Genomic DNA, 22,417 nt, shown 5'->3' with positions numbered 1-22,417 from the left:
TGAGGCCAGAGTTCAGAGGCCGGCGGCGCTGCGCAGGTCGTCGACCTTATCGAGGCGCTCCCAGGTGAAGTCGGGAAGCTCCCTGCCGAAGTGGCCGTAGGTGGCCGTCTGCGCGTAAATGGGACGCAGCAGGTCAAGGGAGTGGATGATGGCGGCCGGGCGCAGGTCGAACACCGCACGAATCGCCGCGGTGATCTCCTTGTCGGGCAGCACGCCGGTGCCGAAGGTTTCGACGTAGAGTCCGACCGGGGAGGCCTTGCCGATCGCGTACGCGACCTGCACCTCGAGGCGCTCGGCCAGGCCGGCCGCAACGGCGTTCTTGGCGACCCAGCGCATGGCATAGGCGGCCGAGCGGTCGACCTTGGACGGGTCCTTGCCGCTGAACGCTCCGCCACCGTGTCGGCTCGATCCGCCGTAGGTGTCGATAATGATCTTGCGACCGGTGAGGCCGGCGTCGCCCTGCGGGCCGCCGATTTCGAAGCGGCCGGTGGGGTTGATCAGGGTCGACAGCGATGACGAGTCAAGGTCAATGCCCGCGAGCACCGGGCGAATCACGAGCTCTTCAACCTCCGCGCGCAACCGCTCCGTGGTCACGGACGGCGCGTGCTGGGTCGAGACCACGACGGTCTCGACCGTACGCGGAATGATGCCGTCGTAGCCGATGGTGACCTGGGTCTTGCCGTCGGGGCGCAGGTAGTCAAGCTCGCCGTTCTTGCGCACGAGAGCCAGGCGTTCGGCCAGCCGGTGGGCGATCCAGATCGGGATCGGCATGAGTTCGGGCGTCTCGCGCGTGGCGTAACCGAACATGATGCCCTGGTCGCCCGCGCCTTGCCGATCGAAGTCGTCGAGGCTGGACTGCTCGCGCGTCTCAAAGGCATTGTCAACGCCCTGGGCGATATCGGGCGACTGGCCGCCGATGGAGATTTCGACACCGCAGGAGCGGCCATCGAACCAGACATCCGACGAGTCGTAGCCAATGTCGGTGATGCACTTGCGCACGATCAACGGGATCTCGACGTACGCCTCGGTGGTGACCTCGCCGGCCACGTGCACGAGGCCCGTGGTGACGAGGGTCTCGACGGCGACCCGGCTGTGCGGGTCGTCGGTGAGCAGGGCATCGAGAATGCTGTCGGAGATCTGGTCGCAGATCTTGTCGGGGTGACCCTCGGTGACTGATTCCGAGGTGAAGAGGCGAAGATCGCTCATCTGGCCCGTCTCTGTAGATGTTGATGAACTACGTATAAAAAACGTAGAAGTTGAATGTGCTGCCGGTCTGTCGAAGCCGCGGCTAACCGATCAGGTCAAGTATGCAATTGGCCACCGACATTTTGCTTCCGGAGGCCTCGTTCACTATAACTCCGCCGTGATCGAGCACCGTGACGGTGTTACGTTCCGTGCCGAAACCGGCGTCCACGCCGACCCGGTTCACCACTAGAAAGTCGCAGCCCTTGCGGGCGATTTTCTCGCGGCCGAGTGCGATCAGCCGGTCGGCATCCGCTTCGGTTTCGGCAGCGAAGCCGATGATCTGCTGACCCGGTCTGCGGGAAGCGGACAGTCCGGCCAGAATGTCCGGGTTTTTGACCAGTTCGAGCGTGAGGGTGTCGCCGACCTCGTCTTTCTTGATCTTGCCGAGCTGTACGCTCTTCGGCCGGTAGTCGGCGACGGCGGCGGCCATGATGATCACGTCGGCCGATGCAGCGGCCGTCGTCATGGCCTCCAGCATCTCCTGGGCGCTACCCACCAGCACGCACGACACGCCAGTCGGAACCGGCACCTCGAGGTTGGCCGCGACCAGGGTAACCCGAGCCCCACGGGCGAGCGCAGCCTGGGCGAGCGCAACACCCTGCTTGCCACTGGACCGGTTGCCGAGGTAACGCACCGGGTCGAGCGGTTCCCGGGTGCCGCCGGCGCTGATCAGCACGTGTCGTCCAGCGAGATCCTGCCGAGCGGATGCCGCGGCCTCCCCCGCAGGCGGCTCCCGATCAAGAATGGCCAGGGCCACCGCAACGATGGTCTCCGGTTCCTCCATCCGGCCGGCGCCGGAGTCGGTGCCGGTCAGACGGCCGACACCGGGGCCTACGATGGTGATGCCGCGCGAGCGCAACACGGCCACGTTCGCCATGGTCGCCGGATTGTTCCACATTTCGGTGTGCATGGCCGGTGCGATCATGAGCGGCGCGGTGCTGGCCAGGATGGTGTTGCCGAGCAGGTCGTCGGCGAGGCCGGCGGCGAGCTTGGCGATGCTGTTGGCGGTGGCTGGGGCGACCACGATAAGGTCGGCGCCCTGGCCGATGGCCACGTGGCGTACCTCGGCGACCCCCTCATAGAGGTCGGTGTGCACGGGATTGCGGGAGATCGCCTCGAGCGTCGGCTTACCGACAAACCGCAGGGCGGCCGCGGTGGCGACGACGTGCACGGAGTCGCCGTGCAACACAAAAGCGCGCACAATGTTAACGGCCTTGTACGCTGCGATGCCGCCGGTGATACCGACGACGATCGTGCGAGGTGTCTTCATCCTGCGCGCTTTAAAAAACTGTGTGCTACGCCTCGATGATCGGGCGGGAAACGAGCTTGTCGTCGTTGATCTCGCGCAGGGCCACGGAAAGCGGCTTGTCTTCGACGGTCGAGTCGACGAGCGGTCCGACATTGTCGAACAGGCTGCCTTCGTGCAGGTCAGCGTAGTAGTCGTTGATCTGACGCGCACGCTTGGACGCAAAAATCACGAGGGCATACTTCGAGTCGACCTTGGAGAGCAGGTCGTCGATGGGCGGGTCAATGATGCCAGTGGGCTTGTTCGCCATTGGTGTCAACTCCTAATAGAGCACGGCCTGGGGCCTGTGCGAGCTTGCGGATACGTGTCGTAATACACGCATGAATTCAGCAGAAACGGGCGCTACGACATGCTCGTTGCAGCGCGGATCTCCATCAAGTCTACGACCTCGCGAGCGGCCTCGGCGACATCGTGGTTGATCACACGATAATCGAACTCTCCCTGAGCGGCCAATTCGAGCTTTGCGGTCTCCAGCCGACGGGCCTGCTCGGCCGAATCTTCGGTGCCGCGGCCGATCAGCCGACGCACGAGTTCATCCCAGCTCGGCGGCAGCAAAAACACCAGGCGGGCTTCGGGCATGGCTCGGCGCACAGCGCGAGCACCCTGCAGGTCGATTTCGAGCAGCACGCTGTTGCCAGCGGCGATAGCCGCATCGACCGGGCCGCGCGGGGTTCCGTAGCGGTAGGCATTGTGTACCTTGGCCCACTCGAGCAGTTCGCCGGCCTCCACCATGCGGTCGAATTCCTCGTCGGAGACAAAGTAGTAGCTGAGGCCCTCGGTCTCCCCCGGGCGCGGCGCGCGGGTCGTCGCCGAGACGGAGAGCAGCACGTCGGGATAGTTCTCCCGAATGTACCCGGCGACGGTTCCCTTGCCGACCGCGGTGGGTCCAGCGAGAACGATGAGTTTGGAGTCGGCGATGTTCTTGCGCAGGGCCGGTCGTTCGGACAAAAAATCCCGGAGGCGATCACGCTGGTGCCGGCCGAGGCCACCGAGGCGCTTGGACGGTGAGATTTCGAGGCGGTGGATGATGCGCTGCATCTTGGTGACGCCGATCGCCGGGATGCTCACGAGCAGCTCGGTCACTCTCAAGCGGCCCTCGACCCCGATCGGGTCGGCGATGGCCGTGGCGAGAACTTCGAGCGCGGTGCGTTGACCGGAGGCGACTTCGGCCTTGACCTTGGCGCGGGCGCGACGGGCCGCGACGGCGGCGCGCGACGCGGCGACCCGATCAACCTCGGGCGGGGTGGGACGGTTTTCAGCCACGGACGGCACCTACTTCGGCTACTCGGCGCTCAATGGCTTCTTCGATCCGGTGGGGTCCGGCCGAGAGCACACTGCGCGATTCACTCACGATAACCCCTCCGGCGTATCCACCATATATCGAGGTCAGATCCATAATATGCCCACCCTGGTGTCCGAAGCCGGGCGCGAGCACCGGTGTGCGAAATTCGGTCGGTGCGGCCTGCAGATCAATGCCGAATGATGACAGGTCGAGGGTGGCGCCCAGCACTACGCCGACCGATCCCAGACCGGTCGTCAGGCGAGCGGATGCTGCCCGCGCGTTGCGATCCGCAACGTCGTCCAGAATGGCGCGGGCGACGCTCGAACCGGCATAAGGCCCGTCGGCGACGATGGCCCGCTGAATGTCGGCAGCTTCCGGGTTGGAGGTCGCGGCGAGCAGGAAGACTCCCTTGCCGTTCTCAGCCGCGAGGGTGAGTGGCGAGTCGAGCGAACCGACGCCCATGTACGCGGCGAGGGTGAGGGCATCCACTTCGAGCGGAGATCCGGACGAGAGCCAGGCTTGCGCGTAGGCCAGGGCGCTCGTGCCGAGGTCGCCGCGCTTGGCGTCGCCGATCACGAGCAGGCCGGCCTGCCGGGCATCGGCCAGCACGCGCTCGAGGGCGACGAAGCCGGCCGAGCCGAATCGTTCGTAAAAGGCGACTTGCGGTTTGACAATGCCGACTCGGCCGGCGGCAGCGGCGACAACCGTGCGACCGAAGGACTCCGCTCCAGCAGCCGTGTCGGGCAGGTTCCAATCGTCAAGCAGCCAGGAGTGCGGGTCGATGCCGACGCACAGCTGGCCGCTCTCGGCGAACACCCGCTCGAGGCGTTCGCCGAAGGACAGCACGGTCGCAGGGCCGCCGTTCACAGCAGTGCCGCCGTTCACAGCAAGGCCGTGCGGGCCGTGGCGTATTCCTGAAGCGAGGTCACCTCGAACCCGTCGCGAATCGAATCGATCGAAGCGACCGCAGCGCTGAGCTCGGCGATTGTGGTGAACAGGGGAAGGTCTCCGGCCACGGCGGCGGCGCGAATCTCGTACCCGTCGGCCCGGGCGGTGCTGCCACCGGGGGTGTTGATGACGATCTGGATCTCTTCGCGGCGAATGAGTTCGACGATTGAGACGTCGTCCTCCCCCGCCTTCTCGCTGAACTTGGTCACCACGCGCGCGCGGATCCCGTTTCGCTGCAGCACCTCGGCGGTGCCGATGGTTGCGGCGATGTCGTAGCCGAGCTGCTGCAGGCGCAGCATCGGCAGAATGATCGAGCGCTTGTCCCGGTCGGAGACCGACACGAAGACGGTGCCGGAGAGCGGGATTCCCCCGTACGCCGCGAGCTGGCTCTTAGCGAAGGCCCGCGGGAAGTCGCGGTCGATGCCCATGACCTCACCGGTGGAACGCATCTCCGGGCCGAGGATCGAGTCGACGACGAGGCCCTCCGGGGTGCGGAACCGGTTGAATGGCAGCACGGCTTCCTTCACAGCAACCGGCGATTCGATCGGAACCCGGGAGCCGTCGATGAGCGGTAGCTTGCCCGCGGCCTTGAGTTCGGCGATGGTCGAACCGACCATAATGAGCGCTGCGGCCTTGGCCAGCGTGATGCCGAGGGCCTTGGCCACGAACGGCACTGTGCGGGAGGCGCGCGGGTTGGCTTCGAGGACGTAGAGCACGCCAGCGCCGATGGCGAACTGCACGTTGAGCAGGCCCTTCACGCCGATACCGCGGGCGATGCCGAGGGTGGCTTCGCGTACCCGGTCGATTTCGGCGCGACCGAGGGTGACCGGCGGCAGGGTGCAGCTCGAGTCCCCGGAGTGGATGCCGGCCTCTTCGATGTGCTCCATGACGCCGCCAATGTACAGCTCGTGGCCGTCATAGATGGCGTCGACGTCGATTTCGATGGCGTCGTCCAGAAAGCGGTCGACCAGAAGCGGATGCCCGGCGCCGATGATTCCCTGCCCGGCCATGCGCGTGAAGTAGTCCGCGAGTGAGGGGGAATCGTAGACGATCTCCATGCCGCGGCCCCCGAGGACGTAGCTCGGACGGACCAGTACCGGGTAGCCGATTTCTTCGGCGACCACGACGGCGCCGCCGAAGTCGATCGCGGTGCCGTTGCGCGGCGCGAGCAGGCCGGCGTCGTCGAGAATCTTCGAGAACAGTCCGCGTTCCTCGGCGAGGTCGATCGCGTCGGGGGTGGTGCCGAGAATGGGGATACCGGCCGCTTCAAGGCCGCGGGCCAGGCTCAGGGCGGTCTGTCCGCCGAGCTGCACGACCACACCGACGAGTTCGCCGCTCTGGCTTTCGGCGTGGATGACCTCGAGCACGTCTTCGAGCGTGAGCGGTTCGAAGTAGAGCCGGTCGCTCGTGTCGTAATCGGTGGAGACCGTCTCCGGGTTGCAGTTGATCATGATGGTCTCGTAGCCGGCCTCGGACAGTGCGAAGGAGGCGTGTACGCAGGAGTAGTCGAATTCGACGCCCTGGCCGATGCGGTTCGGCCCGGAGCCGAGAATGACGACCTTGCGGCGGTCGCTGGCGACAACCTCGGTCTCGTCGTCGTAGCTGGAGTAGTGGTACGGCGTGAGGGCCGGGAACTCCCCCGCGCAGGTGTCAACGGTCTTGAAGACCGGACGCACGCCGAGAATGTGACGTACGGTGCGGACATCCGCTTCGCCGAAACCACGCAACTGACCGATCTGAGCGTCGGAGAAGCCGTGGTCTTTGGCGAGGATCATCACGTCACGGTCGAGGCGGTCGGCAGCCCTGACCTGCTCGGCGATCTCGTTGATCAGCACGATCTGGTCGATGAACCACGGGTCGATCTTGGTCGCGGTGAAGACCTGGTCGATCGTCGCGCCGCGGCGCAGTGCCTGCTGCACGGTGACGATGCGGCCGTCGGTGGGAATCTCGGCGGCAGCGAGCAGTTCGTCAACAGAACGGGTTTCTTCGCCCCAGTGAAAGCTCGATCCGCGCTTCTCCAACGAGCGAAGGGCCTTCTGCAAAGCGGATGCGAAGCTGCGGCCGATGGCCATCGCCTCACCGACCGACTTCATGGTCGTGGTCAGTCGCTGGTCGGCAGCCGGGAACTTCTCAAACGCGAAGCGCGGCACCTTGACCACGACGTAGTCGAGGGTCGGTTCAAAGCTCGCCGGGGTGACGCCGGTGATGTCGTTGGGAATCTCGTCGAGACGGTAGCCGAGGCTCAGCTTCGCGGCGATCTTGGCGATCGGAAAGCCGGTCGCCTTGCTGGCCAGGGCGGACGAGCGCGAGACGCGCGGGTTCATCTCGATGACGATGACCCGGCCGTCGGCCGGGTTGATGGCGAACTGAATGTTGCAGCCGCCGGTGTCGACGCCGACGGCGCGGATGATGTCGATTGAGATGTCGCGCAGGTGCTGGAACTCGCGGTCGGTCAGGGTCAGCGCAGGGGCGACGGTGATCGAGTCGCCGGTGTGCACACCGACCGGGTCGACGTTTTCGATGGAGCAGACGACGACCGTGTTGTCGGCCGTGTCGCGCATCATTTCGAGCTCGTATTCCTTCCAGCCGAGGATGGATTCTTCGAGCAGGACCTCGCTGGTCGGGCTGTGGTGCAGGCCGTCGGTGACGATGCGGCGCAGTTCCACCTCGGTGTAGGCGAAGCCCGAGCCGAGGCCCCCCATGGTGAAGGAGGGGCGTACGACGAGCGGGTAGCCGAGGTCTTCGGCGTAACCGACGGCCTCCTCGACCGTCTTGGCGATGAAGGAGCGGGCTACGTCGGCGCCGGCGTCGAGCACGAGCTGCTTGAAGATCATGCGATCTTCGCCCTTGTTGATGGCGTCGAAGCTCGCGCCGATCAGCTCAACGTCGTATTTTTCGAGGATTCCGCGTTCGTGCAGCTGGATCGCCGCATTGAGCGCAGTCTGCCCGCCCAGGGTGGGCAGAATCGCATCCGGTCGTTCCTTGGCGATGATCGTCTCAAGAATTTCGGCCGTGATCGGTTCGATGTAGGTCGCGTCGGCAAAGTCGGGGTCGGTCATGATGGTGGCCGGGTTGGAATTGACGAGGATGACGCGCACGCCCTCTTCGCGCAGCACACGGCAGGCTTGGGTGCCGGAGTAGTCGAATTCGCAGGCCTGGCCGATAACGATCGGGCCGCTGCCGATGACAAGAACACTGTTGATATCGTCGCGCTTGGGCATTATTTGGTTTCTCCTGCAACGGCTGACTGCGCAGCCAGAACAACGTCTCTGAATCGATCGAAAAGGTGGTTGGCGTCGTGTGGGCCGGAGGCGGCCTCCGGGTGGTACTGCACCGAGAAAGCGTTGATATCGAGGCAGCGGATGCCCTCGACCACTTGGTCGTTGAGGCTGTAGTGGCTCACCTCGACCCGACCGAATCCGGTGCGAGAGTCATGCACGCCCTCAATCGGCATATCAACGGCGAAGCCGTGGTTTTGCGAGGTGATCTCGACCCGCCCGGTGGTCTTGTCGAGAACCGGCTGGTTGATACCACGATGCCCGAACGGCAGCTTGTAGGTGCGAAAACCGAGGGCACGGCCGAGCAGCTGGTTGCCGAAGCAGATACCGAAGTAGGGAATGCCCGCACGGAGTACTTCCTGCAGCAGGTCCACGTGGGCGTCGGAAGCGGCCGGATCGCCGGGTCCGTTCGAGAAGAACAGGGCGGAGGGTTTCAGCGACAGAACGTGTTCGGCGGTGACCGACTGCGGAAGGACGAGCACCTCGAAGCCCCGTTCGGCGAGATAGGTGAGGGTGCTGGTCTTCACACCGAGGTCGAGCACCGCGACGGAGCCGATGCGTTCGCCCTGTGCGGGAATGGAGAAGGGTTCAACGGTCGAGACCTCGAGCGACAGGTTGCGGCCGCGCATAGCAGCGCCACCGAGCACGCGTTCGAGCTGTTCGCTGTCGGACAGGCCGAACAGGTCGCCCGAGAAGATTCCACTCTTCATGGCGCCCGCCGAGCGGATGTGGCGGGTGATCGCACGGGTGTCGACGCCGCTGATGCCGACGACGCCGTTTGCTTCGAGGTCATCGTCGAGGGTGCGGGTGGCACGAAAATTTGAGGCGATCCGAGCGGGTTCGCGCACGATGAAGCCGGCCACCCAGATCTGCCTGGATTCCATATCTTCGTCGTTCATCCCGGTATTGCCCACGTGCGGGGCGGTCATCAGCACGATCTGGCCGGCATAGGACGGGTCGGTCAGGGTTTCCTGATAGCCGGTCATACCGGTGGCGAAGACGATCTCGCCGAGCGTCTGCCCCTCGCTCCCGTAGCTGCGGCCGACGAATCGGCGGCCGTCTTCGAGCACGAGCACGGCCGGGCCGGGCTTGTCGGTCACCAAGAAGGTGGGCGTCAGTGCAACGGATGCTTCTGCCTGGTCTGGTGCGGTCGAGTCGGGCACGTCAGGCCTCACTTTCGTCTTGATGGGCCGGGGCCGTAATGGTTCGGATGGAATCGATGAGACGGGCTCGATCGTTCGGGTCGATAATGCGGAAGAAGCTGTCAACGTCGCGGCGGTCGGTGCCGGGCGTGTTCAGGCGCCAGCTCAGGCGAACCAGTCCGTCGGTTTCGACGACGCGATCGATGGCGAGCTGCGCTGCACCGACCTGGTCGATGGCGGCGCCGGGCACGTACAGGGGCGCGTTGCCGTCTAGGTCGAGGGTGATGCCCTGCGCGGTCACGGTCAGGGCGGCGCGGGCCCGAAAACCCAGGCCGGGAATGGCCAGTCGCTCCAGCGGGGCGTCCCGCGGGGTCGTGGCCACGTAATAGGCCTCGGCGGTCGCCAACACGTCGGCGGCAGCGCCGCCCTCCGGCCGGGGGTAACCGGCGGTGAGCGTACGGTCACGTTGGCTGCGCTTGTGCCAGCTGCGCCACATCAGTACGAGTACGCCCAGCAGAAAGAGCGCCGTAATGATGGCGGGAATGGACCTATCCATGGGTGGGGACTCCGCGCGCGTGGCCGGCTATTTCGAGGCTGCTGCGCGCGATTTCGCCCTGCACAGTTCCGTCGAGCACCGTGGCGTAACCGCGGTGGAAGGTCGCCCGCACCTCGCCGGGCAGCGTCATCGACAGGTACGGCGAGTTCACGCTCGTGCCCGACAGGTCGGCGCGACCGAAGACGCGGGTGGCAGCGGGGTCGTACAGGGTCAGTTCGGCTGGCGACCCGACCGCGATCGGTTTGCCCTGACCGGTGATCCGGCCGATTTGAGCGGGCGTGCGGGAGAGCACGCGTTCGATGTCGGACCAGTTGAGCATTCCGTTCGCGACGACCGCGGCGTGCACGACCGACAGGGCTGATTCCAGCCCGACCATGCCGTTGGCAGCGGCATCCCACTCGCAGTCCTTGCTTTCGGCCGGGTGCGGAGCGTGGTCGGTCGCGACGATGTCGATCGTGCCGTCGGCGAGTCCGGCCCGCAGCGCTTCGACGTCTTCACGGCTGCGCAACGGAGGATTGACCTTGAATCGGGCGTCGTAGCCGCGCACGAGATCTTCGGTGAGCAGCAGGTGGTGTGGGGTGACCTCGGCGGTCACCTGGATGCCGCGGGCCTTGGCCCAGCGGATGACGTCGACGGAGCCGGCGGTGGAAACGTGGCAGACGTGCAGGCGGGAGCCGACGTGTTCGGCCAAGAGTACGTCGCGGGCGATGATCGATTCCTCGGCGACGGCCGGCCAGCCCACGAGGCCTAGTTCGCCGGAGAGGGCGCCCTCGTTCATCTGGGCTTTTTCGGTCAGGCGTGGTTCCTGGGAGTGCTGAGCGATGACGCCGTCGAAGGACTTGACGTATTCGAGGGCGCGACGCATGAGGAGCGGGTCCGAGACGCAAAATCCGTCATCGGAAAATACCCGCACCCTGGCCCGACTCGACGCCATGGCGCCCAGTTCGGCGAGTTGTTTGCCGGCCAGCCCTACGGTGACCGCGCCGATCGGCTGCACGTCGACGTAGCCAGCGCTTTCGCCGAGCGCGAGCACCTGTTCGACCACCCCGGCGGTGTCCTGGGCCGGCAGAGTGTTGGCCATGGCGAACACACTCGTGAACCCGCCGCGGGCAGCGGCACGGCTGCCGCTCAGCACGGTTTCGCTGTGCTCGTACCCGGGTTCACGCAGGTGGGCGTGCAGGTCGACGAGGCCGGGCAACGCTACGAGGCCGGCGGCGTCGATCACGCTCGCGCCGCTCTGGGACAGTCCGGTTCCCAGCTCAGCGATGCGCGCACCATCCAAACGGATGTCCGTGCTCGTGCCGTCCGGCAGGGTCGCCCCGCGTATGAGCCAGCGTTGGGCCATTCCGTCAATCGGCATTCTTCGATTCCTTCCGGTCACCGGATAAGAGCAAGTAGAGCGCGGCCATTCGCACGGAGACGCCGTTGGTGACCTGTTCGAGCACGGTCGAGTTGGCGGAGTCGGCCGCCGCGGATGAGATCTCCAGACCGCGATTCATCGGGCCGGGGTGCATAACAATGCTAGCCGGACCGAGCCGACCGAATCGCGCGTCATCCAGCCCCCAGACCCGGGAGTACTCGCGGGTGCTGGGGAAGAAGGCCGCGCTCATCCGTTCAGTCTGAATGCGCAGCATCATGACCACATCCGGGCCGGCATCGATGGCGTCGTCCAGGTCGAAGCTGAACCGGGCGGGCCAGAGCGAGGTATCACTCGGCAGCAGCGTCGGCGGGGCGACGAACGTGACTTCGGCGCCGAGGGTGGTGAGCAGCCATAGGTTGGAGCGGGCGACGCGGGAGTGCAGCACGTCGCCGACGATCGTGACGGTGACGTCATCGAGTCCCTTGCCGCGGGATGCCGCTCCGTGGATGCGGCGCCGGATGGTGAAGGCATCGAGCAGCGCCTGGGTGGGATGTTCGTGGGTACCGTCGCCGGCGTTGATGATGCCGGCATCGATCCATCCGCTGGCGGCGAGCACCGCGGGGGCGCCGGAGGCCGGGTGGCGAATGACGACGCCGTCGGCGCCGATCGCGGCGAGGGTCTGCGCGGTGTCCTTGAGGCTTTCGCCCTTGGAGACGCTGGATCCCTTGGCGCTGAAGTTGATCACATCGGCGCTGAGCCGTTTCGCGGCGGCCTCGAACGAGATGCGGGTGCGGGTGGAGTCTTCGAAGAACAGGTTGACGACGGTCTTGCCGCGCAGGGTCGGGAGTTTTTTGACCTCACGCTGGCCGACATCCGCCATGTCCTCGGCGATGTCGAGCAGGTTGATGACCTCATCGCGGGCGATGTCCTTGGTCGAGAGCAGATGCCTCATTGCTCACTCCGCCCGTCGATCGAGACGAATTCGTCGCCGTCGACCTCGTCGATGTGCACGTTGATGCGCTCGTCGGCAGCCGTTGGCAGGTTGCGACCGACGAAATCAGCGCGGATCGGCAGTTCGCGATGGCCGCGGTCGACGAGTACGGCCAGCCGCACGATGTTCGGGCGGCCGTGGTCGCCGAGCGCATCCAGAGCACTGCGGATGGTGCGCCCCGAGTAGAGCACGTCGTCGACGAGGACCACCGTGGCGCCGTTGATGCTGCCGGGGATCTGGGTGCGCGAGGGGGTGCGCGTGCGGCCGTGCGCGAGGTCATCGCGGTACAGCGTCACGTCCAGGGAACCGACCCGCACCGGGGTCGCGGCCGGTTCGATCCGCTGGATGATCTCGGCAATCCGGTGGGCCAGAATGACGCCGCGGGTCGGAATGCCGAGGATGACGAGGTTGTCCGGGCCCCGATTGGACTCCAGGATCTCGTGGGAGATTCGAGTCAACGCGCGGGTGATGTCAGCCTGAGTGAGCACAATGTGCGCCAAATGCCGACCTCCTTCCCCGTCTCACAGGACGGATCATTAAAGGATGTCTGAATGGGTCTAGCTTAGCCGTTCCCGAGCCGGGAGTCTGTCTGGAGTGCGAGGCAGCTAGAAGGCGGCGGCGACGAAGGCGGAGAATTCGGCCTGATTGGTGAGGCTGCCCCGATATTGCGCGCCGTCAACAAGCACGGTCGGGGTGCCGGATACGGCCTCGATCTCGGCTCCCGCGATCGGACCGGTCAGCGCGGACTCGGTGTTCTGCTGCGACCAGGCCTGATAGTCCCCGCTTTGAACACAGTCGGTGATGCTGGCATCACCCCCAGCCAGGTCGGCGAGCTCGGCGTCGCTCAGCCCCGGGGTGTTCTCGAGCGGCTGGTTCGCGAACAGCTCCGACAAAAAATCGAGGGTCTCGCCGGGGTTGAGCGTGGCCTGGCAGGTCAACGCCGCCGAAGCCCGACTCGAGTAGTTCGTGCCCTGCGATTTGCTGTCCAGAAAGGTCAATGAGTGCACGCGCAGGGTGATGACGCCGCTCTCGACGCCGGCGAGAAGCAGTTCCCCATTGGTCTGCTCGAACTGGGCGCAGAACGGGCACATCGGATCGATGTATTCGTCGATAATGACCGGACCGGCACCGAATTCAAGATAGCCGCCATCGAAGTTGGCGGCGCCCAGCTCACCGGTCGGCAGCGGAGCTGACGACGAGCTGGACGAGCCCGCGTTGGATCCGACGTTCACCAGAAATGCTGCGAGAGCGGATGCAAAGATGACCGCGAGTGCCACCAGGATCACGAACACCGCGGTGCTGACGTACCCGATGATGAGGCCGGCCAGGGCGAAACCGCGGCCGACCTCACCGCGAGCTCGAATCTGCCCGAGGGCGATGTGACCCGTGATGATGCCGACGAGCCCGATCACCAATGACGAGACGAACGACACGATCGCCATGGTGTTGGTCTTCGGCGCCATCGCAAAGGGGGTTATCGGCTCGGCTGGCGGTGCGTACGGGTTCGGCCGGTTCGGCTGGGCGCCTTGTCCGGTGCTGGTCATCTTCGTGCCCTTCGTTGACGGTGCGCGCTGGAAGCGGCGATTCGCCGAGTTAGGCCGACGGAGCGGTCTGAGCGATCTTGCCGAGCAATCCGTTGACAAACCCGGCCGAGTCATCCGTTGAGAGAATTTTGGCCGCTTCAACGGCCTCATCGATCGCGACGGCGTGCGGAACGGCGTCGTTGTACAGAATCTCCCAGATTCCGATGCGCAGAATGGCGCGATCAATGTTGGGCATGCGCGCGAGGGACCAGCCCTGCGAGTACGTTTCGATCAGTTCATCGATCTCTTCGCGGTGGTCGACGACCCCATCGACGAGCTCACGAGCGTAGAGCCAGGAAGCCAGACGTGCCGGCTCGCTCGCGGCACGCTCGGCCTCGGTTGCGAGCGACTCCGGAATGCTGATCTGACGCACATCGGCGGCATACAGAATGTCGATGGCGCGCTTGCGGGCCTTGGTACGAGCGCTCATTCGTTGACGCGACCGAGGTAGTCGCCGGTGCGGGTGTCGACCTTGACCTTGGTGCCCTGCTCGAGGAACAGCGGAACCTGAATCTGGTAGCCGGTCTCCACGGTGGCCGGCTTGGTGCCGCCGGTGGAACGGTCGCCCTGCAGACCCGGCTCGGTGTAGGTGATTTCGAGGGTAACGGATGCCGGCAGCTCGACATAGAGCGGGTTGCCGTTGTGCAGCGCCACGGTCACGGCCTGGTTTTCGAGCATGAAGTTGCTCGCATCGCCGACGACGGCGGCGGAGACGGTGATCTGGTCGTAGTCGGCAACATCCATGAAAACGTAGGCGTCGCCGTCGTTGTAGAGGTACTGAAAGTCGCGGCGATCGACGTTTTCGGTCTCGATCTTCGCGCCGGCGTTGAACGTGCGGTCAACGGTCTTGCCCGAGACGACGTTCTTCATCTTGGTGCGAACGAAGGCGCCACCCTTGCCCGGCTTGACGTGCTGAAACTCGACGACGGCCCAAAGCTGGCCATCCATGTTGAGTACGACGCCGTTTCTGATATCAGCGGTAGAAGCCATGGGAGGGGTGTTCCGTTCAATTGATAAGGTGCGCGGGTGCAAATGGCACCTTGTCGAGTCTACGTGTCCAAGCCACAGGTTTCAAAGGCGCAGGCTCCAAAGGCACGGGTTTCAGAGGCACAGGTTTCAGAGGCACAGGTTTCAGAGGCACAGGCTCCAAAGGCACTGCCGAGCAATTGTCGATTACGGCTGGGTGACGAAGTCGAGCGCCAGGCGATAGGAGTCGAAGCCGAGGCCCGCGATCACGCCGGTCGCGATGGCGCTCACGACGCTGGTGTGGCGAAACGTCTCGCGCGCGTGCGGATTCGAGATGTGCACCTCGATCAGCGGCAGGCCGGCCTTGGTCACGAGGGCCGCGGCATCCCGCAGGGCGTAGCTGTAGTGGGTAAACGCGGCGGGATTCAGGATCACCGGCATCCGCTCATCGACGGCCTCATACAGCCAGTGGATGAGTTCGGCCTCGTCGTCGGTCTGCCGCAGGTCAATCACTACTCCATCACGAGCGGATGCGATGAGCAGCGCACGCAGATCGTCCAGGTTGGCCGCCCCATAGACATCGGGTTCACGACTGCCCAGGCGCCCGAGGTTCGGACCGTTCAGAACCAGCACTGTATTCATCGCCTCAGCCTAGGGTGTGAGAACCGCGACTCCGTCGTCGTGCGCGACGAACAGGCCCGTGATGCGCATGAGCTTCCCGAAGGACTGGGTCAATTCGGCGGCCCAGGCCTGGTCCGGTGCGGTCAGGGCGGCGGAACCCGGCCGCTCCAGAGTCAGAATGATGCTGCCGCCAGGGGCCTCCTGGGCGAGCATGTCATTGATGCGCACGGCGAAGGGTTGGGTTGACCCGGGCTCGGGCCGCACCGGAATGCCGTCAATCGGGATTAGCACGGACAACTGCTGGCCATACGGATCGAGCAACATGAGCCAGAGCTGTGGACGGATGGCGTGACCGACCAAGTCGAAGACGCGCGTGCGGGCCTCCTGCAGTGTGGTCACGGGCGGGGCGTCTTCGAGTTTCGTTGTCATCGTCATGCGCCCAGAATGGGCGGGACATCCGCCTGCACCGAGGTAATGCACAGAAAATATGTGCCACTCCTCGCCTGTGGATATCTTCCGGCGACGAAATCGGGGCCGTCGCTCCCGTGGCAGGTTCGGAGTCCTCGCGCCGGTCGGCGGATCGAACAACCGTGGTTCAGAGTCCCAAAGGGCAGAGACTGCCCAGCACTCCGGGAAATCTCTAGCAGCTACCCTAGACTGACACCGACGCCGATCTCGGCAGCACGAACCCGTCCACTGCTAACGGAGGCAGACGCTCATGGGATACGGCTTGAAGAGTTCTTCGTCGGTCCCGACCGGCGACGCGCGGGAGAGCATTGTCGCCCTGGAGCGGGCCCACGAATCCGCCATCACCGATCGGGTCTTTAAAACCGGGGTGCGCCAGCTCGTGCAGGACTCCTGGCAGCGTTCGCTGTCGCTCCGCCTCGACCCGTCGAGTGTGGCTCCTGAGCGGACGCTGACCGACAGCGAATTGCGCGACCTGCGCAATCAGCATCCGCTCGCCGCAGTGCTACCCGTCGTGCACAACCTGCTCATCCGCCACGCCATCGACGCCGAGCTGATCGTTGCCATCGGTGACGAATCCGGTCGGCTGCTCTGGATCGACGGCGATCGAGTGCTGCGTCGCCGGGTTGAGGAGATGCTCTTCGTCGAGGGCGCCGACTGGTCGGAGAGCCGGGTCGGCACGAGCGCACCGGGAACGGCGCTGGCCCTCGACCGCGGAATCCAGATTCGGCGCGCTGAACACTTCAACGCTCTGGCGCACCCGTGGAGCTGCACGGCGGTGCCCATTCACGACCCGGACACCGGCAAGATCCTGGGGGTCATCGACATCACCGGCGGCGACCAGGCTGTCGCACCACAGACCCTGCCGCTGGTCGAGGCTGCCGTCGCCGCGATGGAGGCGGAGCTGCGCATCCAACGCCTCGACCGACCGGCCGATTCACCGCCCGCCCCGCGGTCGCGGGCATCAGTGTCGCTGAGCGTGCCGCGACTGGCGCCAGCCGGCCTGAGCGTTCTCGGTACCGATCACGGCCAGCTGCACTGCGGCAGCAGAATAGTGGATGTCTCGCCCCGCCACACCGAGATTCTCACGCTCCTGGCCTGGCACCGCGAAGGACTTTCTGCCGATCGCCTGGCCAGCTTTCTCTCGGACCAGGACACTGCGGTGGAGACGCTGCGCGCCGAAATGGTGCGGGTACGGAAGGTACTCGCGCTCCTCGACTCCCCCATCACGATCACGTCCCGCCCGTATCGGTTGGAATCCAAACTCGAGCTCGATGCCCAACGCGTGCTGGCCTTCCTCGAGCGCGGCGCCCACCGCGTCGCCCTGGGCGCTTACCGCGGAGCTGTGCTGCCGGCATCGTCAGCGCCCGGTATCGTCAAAATTCGCCAGGAAGTGAGCAGCCGGCTGCGCGAGGCCATGCTCGCCGATGCGTCGGTCGACCTGCTGCTGCGCTACGCGCGCACCGAAGAGGCCACCTGGGACACCGAGGTGTGGCGTGCCTGCCTGGAGCTGCTCCCGGCCCGTTCACCCAAACGCGCAATGGTCGTGGCGCACCTGGCGCGCATTGAAGACGAAATCGGCGGGCATCGCAACATTCTGCAACGTTCCCGCTCCTAGAGTCGAAGTAGGCCGCAGCATTGCGAGCCCGACACCGTCGTCGATATATAGGAGTGACATGACCGTCTATGCAGTCCCCGGAACACCCGGCTCCAAAGTTACCTTTAAGTCGCGGTACGAGAACTGGATCGGCGGCGAATGGGTCGCCCCGGTCAAGGGCCAGTACTTCGAAGACATCACCCCGGTCACCGGCAAGCCGTTCGCCGAGGTCGCTCGCGGCACGGCCGAAGACATCGAGCTGGCCCTTGACGCCGCGCACAAGGCCGCACCGGCCTGGGGCAAGACCAGCCCCGCCGAGCGCGCAGCCGTGCTGAACAAGATCGCTGACATTATCGACGCCAACACCGAAATGCTCGCCGTCGCCGAGACCTGGGACAACGGCAAGGCCGTGCGCGAGACCATCAACGCCGACATCCCCCTCGCCGCCGACCACTTCCGTTACTTCGCCTCGGCGATCCGCGCCCAGGACGGCGACCACGCCCAGCTCGACGGCGACACCGTCTCGTACCAGTTCCACGAACCGCTCGGCGTCGTCGGCCAGATCATCCCCTGGAACTTCCCCATCCTGATGGCCGTCTGGAAGCTCGCCCCGGCCCTCGCCGCCGGCAACGCCGTCGTCCTCAAGCCCGCCGAGCAGACCCCGGTCTCGATCCTCGTGCTGCTGGAACTCATCGGCGATATCCTCCCCCCGGGCGTTGTCAACGTCGTCAACGGTTTCGGCCTGGAGGCCGGCAAGCCGCTCGCCTCGAGCAACCGCATCCGCAAGATCGCCTTCACCGGTGAGACCACGACCGGTCGCCTCATTTTGCAATATGCTTCGGCCAATATCATTCCGTCGACCGTTGAGCTCGGCGGCAAGAGCCCGAACATCTTCTTCAGCGACGTCGCGCAGGAGAAGGATGCCTTCTATGACAAGGCCCAGGAAGGCTTCGTGCTGTTCGCCTTCAACCAGGGCGAGGTCTGCACGGCCCCAAGCCGCGCCCTGCTGCAGAAGCCGATCTACGACAGCTTCCTCGGCGACGCTGTCACCCGCGCTAAGAAGATCATTCAGGGCAACCCGCTCGACACCGACACCCAGATGGGCGCGCAGGCCAGCAACGACCAGCTTGAGAAGATCCTCTCCTACATCGACATCGGAACCAAGGAGGGTGCCAAGCTGGCCCTCGGTGGCGAACGTGCCGACCTCGGCGGCGACCTCACCGACGGCTACTACGTGCAGCCGACCATCTTCGAGGGCCACAACAAGATGCGCTTGTTCCAGGAGGAGATCTTCGGACCGGTGCTCGCCGTGACGAGCTTCACCGACTACGAGGATGCCATCTCGATCGCCAACGACACCATCTATGGTCTCGGTGCCGGGGTCTGGTCGCGCAACGGCAACGTCGCCTACCGGGCTGGCCGTGATATCCAGGCGGGTCGCGTCTGGGTCAACAACTATCACGCCTATCCGGCCGGTGCCGCTTTCGGAGGCTACAAGAGCTCAGGAATCGGCCGCGAAAACAACAAACTCGCCCTCGGTCATTACCAGCAGACCAAAAACCTGCTCGTGTCGTACTCCGAGAACAAGCTCGGGTTCTTCTAAACCGAACCGTTAGACCAGAGGATGCCCGCCCGTTCGGTGGGAGTTCGCTGAAGGTCTGGCCCGGGGGCTGTCGACGACGTAACGTCGTAGGCAGCCCCGCTTCAGCAATAGAAGGGTCCGCCATGAGCAGAAAGGTCCGTCAATGTCGACTTCCACAATAACCGCGTCGGTCACGATCGTCGGCGAGACCGTTCCCCGCGTCGAGCTCACACCCGTCGCCGTTGACCTGCTCCGCAGCCTTTGGGAGGAACACGGCCCGCTCATGTTCCACCAGTCCGGTGGCTGCTGCGACGGCAGTTCGCCGATGCTGTTCATGGCCGACGAGTTCATCACCTCCGCCCAGGACGTGCGGCTCGGCCAATTTGATCTCGCTCCGGCCGGCGACCCCGCCCAGCCGCTCGACTTCTGGATGTCAGCCGAACAGTTCAACTACTGGAGCCACACCTTTCTCACGGTCGACGTGGTGCCCGGCCGCGGCAGCGGCTTCAGTGCAGAGGCCCCGCGCGGCGTGCGCTTTCTGATCCGTTCCGAGCTCATGACCACGATGACCCCGTTTGCCGGCACTGACCAGATCGAAGCGGATCCCGTAGCCCCGCCCGCGCAGGCGACAATCCCGGCGTAGCGGCTACTGCCCGATCGCCTGGTAGGCGCTGAACAGCAACGAGGCGTCCGGGCCTTCGAGGATGGTGGGCTTGCCCACATCGTCGAGGACCACGAAGCGCAACATCCCGCTGCGGGTTTTCTTGTCGCGCTGCATGGTGGCCAGCAGGGTGGGCCAGCGTCCGACCGGGTAACCGGTCGGCAGGGTCAGCGATTCCAGGATGCTGCGGTGCCGGTCGACGACCTCCACCGACAGCCGTCCGCTGAGCGCGGCCAGTTCCGCAGCGAACATCATGCCGACGGCGATGGCCGCACCGTGGCGCCAGCCATAGCGTTCGGCGTGCTCGACTGCGTGGCCGAGGGTGTGACCGTAGTTGAGGATCTCGCGAAGGCCGGCTTCCTTGAAGTCCTCCCCCACGATGCGCGCCTTCATGGCAATCGACAGTTCGATCAGCCGACGGAATTCGGGGGTGGTCGGGTCGGTGGCGCGCTCGACATCCGCTTCGATGATGTCGAGAATTTCGGGAACCTGGATGAAGCCGGCCTTGACGATTTCGGCGAAGCCCGCGAGGATCTCGTTTTTCGGCAGGGCGTCGAGCAGGTCGAGGTCGCACAATACGGCGGCAGGCGCGTAGAAGGTGCCGACGAGGTTCTTTCCCTCGGCGGTATTGATGCCGTTCTTGCCGCCGATGGCCGCGTCGACCATGCCGAGTACGCTCGTGGGAATCTGCACGAGCTTCACGCCACGCAGCCAGGTGGCGGCCACGAATCCGGCGAGGTCGGTCACTGCGCCACCGCCGAGGCCGATCACGGCGTCGGTGCGGCTGAAGTCGGACTGGCCCATGACGCCCCAGCAGAACGCGGCAACCTCAACCCGCTTGGCCGCTTCGGCGTCGGGAATTTCGGCCAGCAAAACCTCGGCGTAGGTTTCGAGCAGGCTGTCGCGCAGGGCGACCGCGCGGGCGCCGACGGTCGAGGTGTGCACGATGAGCACCTTGTTGACACCGGTGCCGAGCTGCTCGGCGACGGTGTTGACCAGGCCACGCCCCACGCTGACCGGATAGCTGTCGACCCCGGTCACGGTGATCACGGTGGTACTGGTCTGTTCGGTCATCTGTGTTGTCCCTGACTTCTCAATCATCATTTCTTTCTTGTACCCAATTTACGATCTCATCGGCGATGCCGGTGATCGGTCGGTTGGAGGTGTCCAGGCGAATCGTCGCGAGGGCCTCATAGAGGGGGCGGCGCTGGTTGTAGATGCGTTCCCAGTCGCCGATACCGCCGGTCAGGAGAGGCCGTTTGTTGCCGCCGAGGCGGGCCTCGACGGCCGCGGTGGTCACGCTGAGGTACACCACGGTCGCGGATTCGAGGTCGGCCTGCGTCTCGGCGTGCAGCACTGCTCCCCCGCCGAGGGAGATAACGGCCGGCTCGCCGAGGGCCCAGTCCACCGCTTCACGTTCGACGATGCGAAAGTACTCTTCGCCCTCACGCGCGAAGATCTCCGGAATCGGACCGTAACTTTCGACGATGCGCTTGTCGGTGTCGATGAACGGCACATTCAGGTCGCGCGCCACTCGTCGACCGATCCTGGTCTTGCCGGCGGCCATCGGACCGATGAACACGATCGGCAACAAGGCGTTCCGCAGAGTCAGCATCGCAGGTCTAGAGCGACGCGTCGCTCGACGCGCCCGTGCGCAGGTTCGCCGGAATGTTGGCGAGGTACGACTCCAGGTTGCGCCGGGTCTCCCCGATCGAGTCTCCGCCGAACTTCTCCAGCACCGAGTTCGCGAGCACGAGCGCCACCATGGCCTCGGCCACAACGCCGGCCGCCGGAACCGCACAGACGTCGGAGCGTTGGTGGTGCGCCGGGGCCGGCTCGCTCGTGGCGACATCGACGGTGCGCAGCGCCCGCGGAATGGTCGCGATCGGCTTCATGCCGGCCCGCACGCGCAGCACGGTTCCGGTACTCATGCCGCCCTCGGTTCCGCCGGCCTTGTCGCTGACTCGCTGAATGGCGCCATCCGCTTGTACGAGTTCGTCGTGTGCCTCGGAGCCGCGGCGGCGCGTGGTCTCGAAGCCGTCGCCGACCTCGACCCCCTTGATCGCCTGGATCCCCATGAGCGCGGCGGCCAGCTGGGAATCCAACCGACGATCCCAGTGCACGAAGGAGCCAAGCCCGGGGGGAAGATTGTAGGCGAGCACCTCGACGACGCCGCCGAGGGTGTCGCCGTCGTGATGGGCAGCATCCACTTCAGCCACCATCAGAGCGGATGTCGCGGCGTCGAAACAGCGCAGCAGATCAGCATCGAGCGTGTCGACGTCCTCAGGCTCAGGAAGCGGCGCGCCGTCGGGCACGCGGACCGGCCCGATGGCGATGGTGTGGCTGACCAGGTGGATTCCGAGTTCGTTCAGGAATGAGCGGGCGACGGCGCCGAGCGCGACGCGGGCGGCGGTCTCGCGGGCACTCGCGCGCTCCAGCACGGGGCGCGCCTCGTCAAAACCGTACTTCTGCATGCCGGCGAGGTCGGCGTGACCCGGGCGGGGCCTGGTCAATGGTGCCCCGCGGCCACGAGTCAGGGTGGCCGGGTCGACCGGGGCGGCACTCATCACATCGACCCATTTGGGCCATTCGGAGTTGCCTATGCGCAGTGCGACCGGGCCGCCGAGGGTGAGGCCATGCCGAACGCCGCCGGAGAGGGTGAGCTCATCCTCTTCGAATTTCATGCGCGCGCCCCGGCCGTAGCCGAGTTTGCGGCGCGCGAGATCGAGGCGGATCGAATCAAGGGAGACCGGGATCCCTGCGGGCAAACCCTCGACAATAGCGATGAGTTCGGGGCCGTGGGATTCTCCGGCGGTGAGCCAACGAAGCATGGT

At 65.4% G+C, this 22,417-nt stretch carries 22 protein-coding genes; 3 read left to right on the top strand and 19 right to left on the bottom strand.

The genetic code is table 11. The annotated features are described in order from the left end of the window. Positions 1-12: 12 nt before the first annotated feature. From metK to E3T43_RS02965, 16 genes are all read right to left on the bottom strand, one after another. On the bottom strand, positions 13-1,206 hold the full coding sequence (metK, locus tag E3T43_RS03040) for a methionine adenosyltransferase (protein WP_134443346.1): 1,194 nt from the start codon (positions 1,204-1,206) through the stop codon (positions 13-15). Positions 1,207-1,288: 82 nt separating this feature from the next. Next, positions 1,289-2,515: a bifunctional phosphopantothenoylcysteine decarboxylase/phosphopantothenate--cysteine ligase CoaBC gene (coaBC, locus tag E3T43_RS03035; protein WP_134471258.1), complete on the bottom strand. Its 1,227-nt coding sequence runs from the start codon at positions 2,513-2,515 to the stop codon at positions 1,289-1,291. Between the two features lie 25 nt (positions 2,516-2,540). Beyond that, positions 2,541-2,801, bottom strand: coding sequence for a DNA-directed RNA polymerase subunit omega (gene rpoZ, locus E3T43_RS03030; RefSeq protein ID WP_134471257.1), 261 nt, complete (start codon positions 2,799-2,801; stop codon positions 2,541-2,543). Between the two features lie 92 nt (positions 2,802-2,893). After that, entirely contained in the window at positions 2,894-3,814 is a 921-nt protein-coding gene (gene gmk, locus E3T43_RS03025) for a guanylate kinase (RefSeq protein WP_134471256.1), read from the bottom strand. Continuing rightward, positions 3,807-4,700, bottom strand: coding sequence for an orotidine-5'-phosphate decarboxylase (gene pyrF, locus E3T43_RS03020; RefSeq protein ID WP_241978774.1), 894 nt, complete (start codon positions 4,698-4,700; stop codon positions 3,807-3,809). The genes gmk and pyrF overlap by 8 nt, the downstream gene beginning before the upstream one ends. A 14-nt stretch (positions 4,701-4,714) precedes the next feature. Then, positions 4,715-8,002, bottom strand: coding sequence for a carbamoyl-phosphate synthase large subunit (carB, locus tag E3T43_RS03015; RefSeq protein WP_134471255.1), 3,288 nt, complete (start codon positions 8,000-8,002; stop codon positions 4,715-4,717). Continuing rightward, the gene (gene carA / locus E3T43_RS03010) at positions 8,002-9,135 is read right to left on the bottom strand and encodes a glutamine-hydrolyzing carbamoyl-phosphate synthase small subunit (protein ID WP_134471299.1); all 1,134 of its coding nucleotides are present in this window, start codon (positions 9,133-9,135) and stop codon (positions 8,002-8,004) included. Before carA ends, carB begins: the two co-directional genes overlap by 1 nt. A gap of 88 nt (positions 9,136-9,223) precedes the next feature. Beyond that, positions 9,224-9,757, bottom strand: a complete 534-nt coding sequence (locus tag E3T43_RS03005; RefSeq protein WP_134471254.1) for a hypothetical protein — start codon at positions 9,755-9,757, stop codon at positions 9,224-9,226. Beyond that, a complete protein-coding gene (locus E3T43_RS03000) occupies positions 9,750-11,102 on the bottom strand; it encodes a dihydroorotase (protein WP_134471298.1) in 1,353 nt (450 codons plus the stop codon). Before E3T43_RS03000 ends, E3T43_RS03005 begins: the two co-directional genes overlap by 8 nt. Before the next feature lie 4 nt (positions 11,103-11,106). Continuing rightward, on the bottom strand, positions 11,107-12,069 hold the full coding sequence (locus E3T43_RS02995; protein ID WP_134471253.1) for an aspartate carbamoyltransferase catalytic subunit: 963 nt from the start codon (positions 12,067-12,069) through the stop codon (positions 11,107-11,109). After that, positions 12,066-12,608, bottom strand: a complete 543-nt coding sequence (gene pyrR / locus E3T43_RS02990; protein WP_134468674.1) for a bifunctional pyr operon transcriptional regulator/uracil phosphoribosyltransferase PyrR — start codon at positions 12,606-12,608, stop codon at positions 12,066-12,068. Before pyrR ends, E3T43_RS02995 begins: the two co-directional genes overlap by 4 nt. A 105-nt stretch (positions 12,609-12,713) precedes the next feature. After that, positions 12,714-13,652 carry a thioredoxin domain-containing protein gene (locus tag E3T43_RS02985; RefSeq protein ID WP_194088238.1) on the bottom strand — a complete coding sequence of 313 codons (939 nt, stop codon included), beginning with the start codon at positions 13,650-13,652 and terminating at the stop codon, positions 12,714-12,716. A gap of 49 nt (positions 13,653-13,701) precedes the next feature. Beyond that, on the bottom strand, positions 13,702-14,121 hold the full coding sequence (gene nusB, locus E3T43_RS02980) for a transcription antitermination factor NusB (protein WP_092107754.1): 420 nt from the start codon (positions 14,119-14,121) through the stop codon (positions 13,702-13,704). Then, positions 14,118-14,681 carry an elongation factor P gene (gene efp / locus E3T43_RS02975; RefSeq protein ID WP_092107753.1) on the bottom strand — a complete coding sequence of 188 codons (564 nt, stop codon included), beginning with the start codon at positions 14,679-14,681 and terminating at the stop codon, positions 14,118-14,120. Before efp ends, nusB begins: the two co-directional genes overlap by 4 nt. Positions 14,682-14,864: 183 nt before the next feature. Then, positions 14,865-15,299, bottom strand: coding sequence for a type II 3-dehydroquinate dehydratase (locus E3T43_RS02970; RefSeq protein ID WP_134471251.1), 435 nt, complete (start codon positions 15,297-15,299; stop codon positions 14,865-14,867). A gap of 9 nt (positions 15,300-15,308) precedes the next feature. Next, positions 15,309-15,713 carry a hypothetical protein gene (locus E3T43_RS02965; RefSeq protein WP_134441007.1) on the bottom strand — a complete coding sequence of 135 codons (405 nt, stop codon included), beginning with the start codon at positions 15,711-15,713 and terminating at the stop codon, positions 15,309-15,311. Positions 15,714-16,008: 295 nt separating this feature from the next. Between E3T43_RS02965 and E3T43_RS02960 the strand changes: the two genes are divergently transcribed. From E3T43_RS02960 to E3T43_RS02950, 3 genes are all read left to right on the top strand, one after another. Next, the gene (locus E3T43_RS02960; RefSeq protein WP_241978773.1) at positions 16,009-17,361 is read left to right on the top strand and encodes a GAF domain-containing protein; all 1,353 of its coding nucleotides are present in this window, start codon (positions 16,009-16,011) and stop codon (positions 17,359-17,361) included. Positions 17,362-17,419: 58 nt separating this feature from the next. Further along, positions 17,420-18,943 (top strand): aldehyde dehydrogenase family protein, encoded by a 1,524-nt coding sequence (locus E3T43_RS02955; protein WP_092449099.1) that lies wholly within the window; start codon positions 17,420-17,422, stop codon positions 18,941-18,943. Positions 18,944-19,085: 142 nt separating this feature from the next. Then, the gene (locus tag E3T43_RS02950; RefSeq protein ID WP_134471249.1) at positions 19,086-19,565 is read left to right on the top strand and encodes a DUF779 domain-containing protein; all 480 of its coding nucleotides are present in this window, start codon (positions 19,086-19,088) and stop codon (positions 19,563-19,565) included. A gap of 3 nt (positions 19,566-19,568) precedes the next feature. On the opposite strand, the gene aroB is transcribed toward E3T43_RS02950, so the two are convergent. From aroB to aroC, 3 genes are read right to left on the bottom strand one after another with little or no spacing between them, the layout of a single operon-like run. Next, entirely contained in the window at positions 19,569-20,657 is a 1,089-nt protein-coding gene (aroB, locus tag E3T43_RS02945; RefSeq protein WP_134471248.1) for a 3-dehydroquinate synthase, read from the bottom strand. Positions 20,658-20,676: 19 nt separating this feature from the next. Beyond that, positions 20,677-21,198: a shikimate kinase gene (locus tag E3T43_RS02940; RefSeq protein WP_174844306.1), complete on the bottom strand. Its 522-nt coding sequence runs from the start codon at positions 21,196-21,198 to the stop codon at positions 20,677-20,679. A 7-nt stretch (positions 21,199-21,205) separates the two neighbouring features. Further along, the gene (gene aroC, locus E3T43_RS02935; protein WP_134441012.1) at positions 21,206-22,414 is read right to left on the bottom strand and encodes a chorismate synthase; all 1,209 of its coding nucleotides are present in this window, start codon (positions 22,412-22,414) and stop codon (positions 21,206-21,208) included. Positions 22,415-22,417 lie beyond the last annotated feature (3 nt).

Source organism: Cryobacterium sp. Hh7, assembly GCF_004403155.1.
Lineage (GTDB): Bacteria > Actinomycetota > Actinomycetes > Actinomycetales > Microbacteriaceae > Cryobacterium > Cryobacterium levicorallinum.
The sequence above is the reverse complement of the archived record's forward strand: the minus strand, read 5'-3'. Positions and strand labels throughout refer to the sequence as shown.

Bases quoted from the DNA above. Each gene is read 5' to 3' on its own strand.
- E3T43_RS02985 (WP_194088238.1), bottom strand. From the start codon at position 13,652: ATGACCAGCACCGGACAAGGCGCCCAGCCGAACCGGCCGAACCCGTAC.
- E3T43_RS02965 (WP_134441007.1), bottom strand. From the start codon at position 15,713: ATGACGATGACAACGAAACTCGAAGACGCCCCGCCCGTGACCACACTG.
- carB (WP_134471255.1), bottom strand. From the start codon at position 8,002: ATGCCCAAGCGCGACGATATCAACAGTGTTCTTGTCATCGGCAGCGGC.
- nusB (WP_092107754.1), bottom strand. From the start codon at position 14,121: ATGAGCGCTCGTACCAAGGCCCGCAAGCGCGCCATCGACATTCTGTAT.
- aroC (WP_134441012.1), bottom strand. From the start codon at position 22,414: ATGCTTCGTTGGCTCACCGCCGGAGAATCCCACGGCCCCGAACTCATC.
- metK (WP_134443346.1), bottom strand. From the start codon at position 1,206: ATGAGCGATCTTCGCCTCTTCACCTCGGAATCAGTCACCGAGGGTCAC.
- E3T43_RS02955 (WP_092449099.1), top strand. From the start codon at position 17,420: ATGACCGTCTATGCAGTCCCCGGAACACCCGGCTCCAAAGTTACCTTT.
- E3T43_RS02970 (WP_134471251.1), bottom strand. From the start codon at position 15,299: ATGAATACAGTGCTGGTTCTGAACGGTCCGAACCTCGGGCGCCTGGGC.
- aroB (WP_134471248.1), bottom strand. From the start codon at position 20,657: ATGACCGAACAGACCAGTACCACCGTGATCACCGTGACCGGGGTCGAC.
- coaBC (WP_134471258.1), bottom strand. From the start codon at position 2,515: ATGAAGACACCTCGCACGATCGTCGTCGGTATCACCGGCGGCATCGCA.
- E3T43_RS02995 (WP_134471253.1), bottom strand. From the start codon at position 12,069: ATGAGGCATCTGCTCTCGACCAAGGACATCGCCCGCGATGAGGTCATC.
- E3T43_RS02940 (WP_174844306.1), bottom strand. From the start codon at position 21,198: ATGCTGACTCTGCGGAACGCCTTGTTGCCGATCGTGTTCATCGGTCCG.
- E3T43_RS03000 (WP_134471298.1), bottom strand. From the start codon at position 11,102: ATGGCCCAACGCTGGCTCATACGCGGGGCGACCCTGCCGGACGGCACG.
- E3T43_RS03005 (WP_134471254.1), bottom strand. From the start codon at position 9,757: ATGGATAGGTCCATTCCCGCCATCATTACGGCGCTCTTTCTGCTGGGC.
- efp (WP_092107753.1), bottom strand. From the start codon at position 14,681: ATGGCTTCTACCGCTGATATCAGAAACGGCGTCGTACTCAACATGGAT.
- E3T43_RS02950 (WP_134471249.1), top strand. From the start codon at position 19,086: ATGTCGACTTCCACAATAACCGCGTCGGTCACGATCGTCGGCGAGACC.
- rpoZ (WP_134471257.1), bottom strand. From the start codon at position 2,801: ATGGCGAACAAGCCCACTGGCATCATTGACCCGCCCATCGACGACCTG.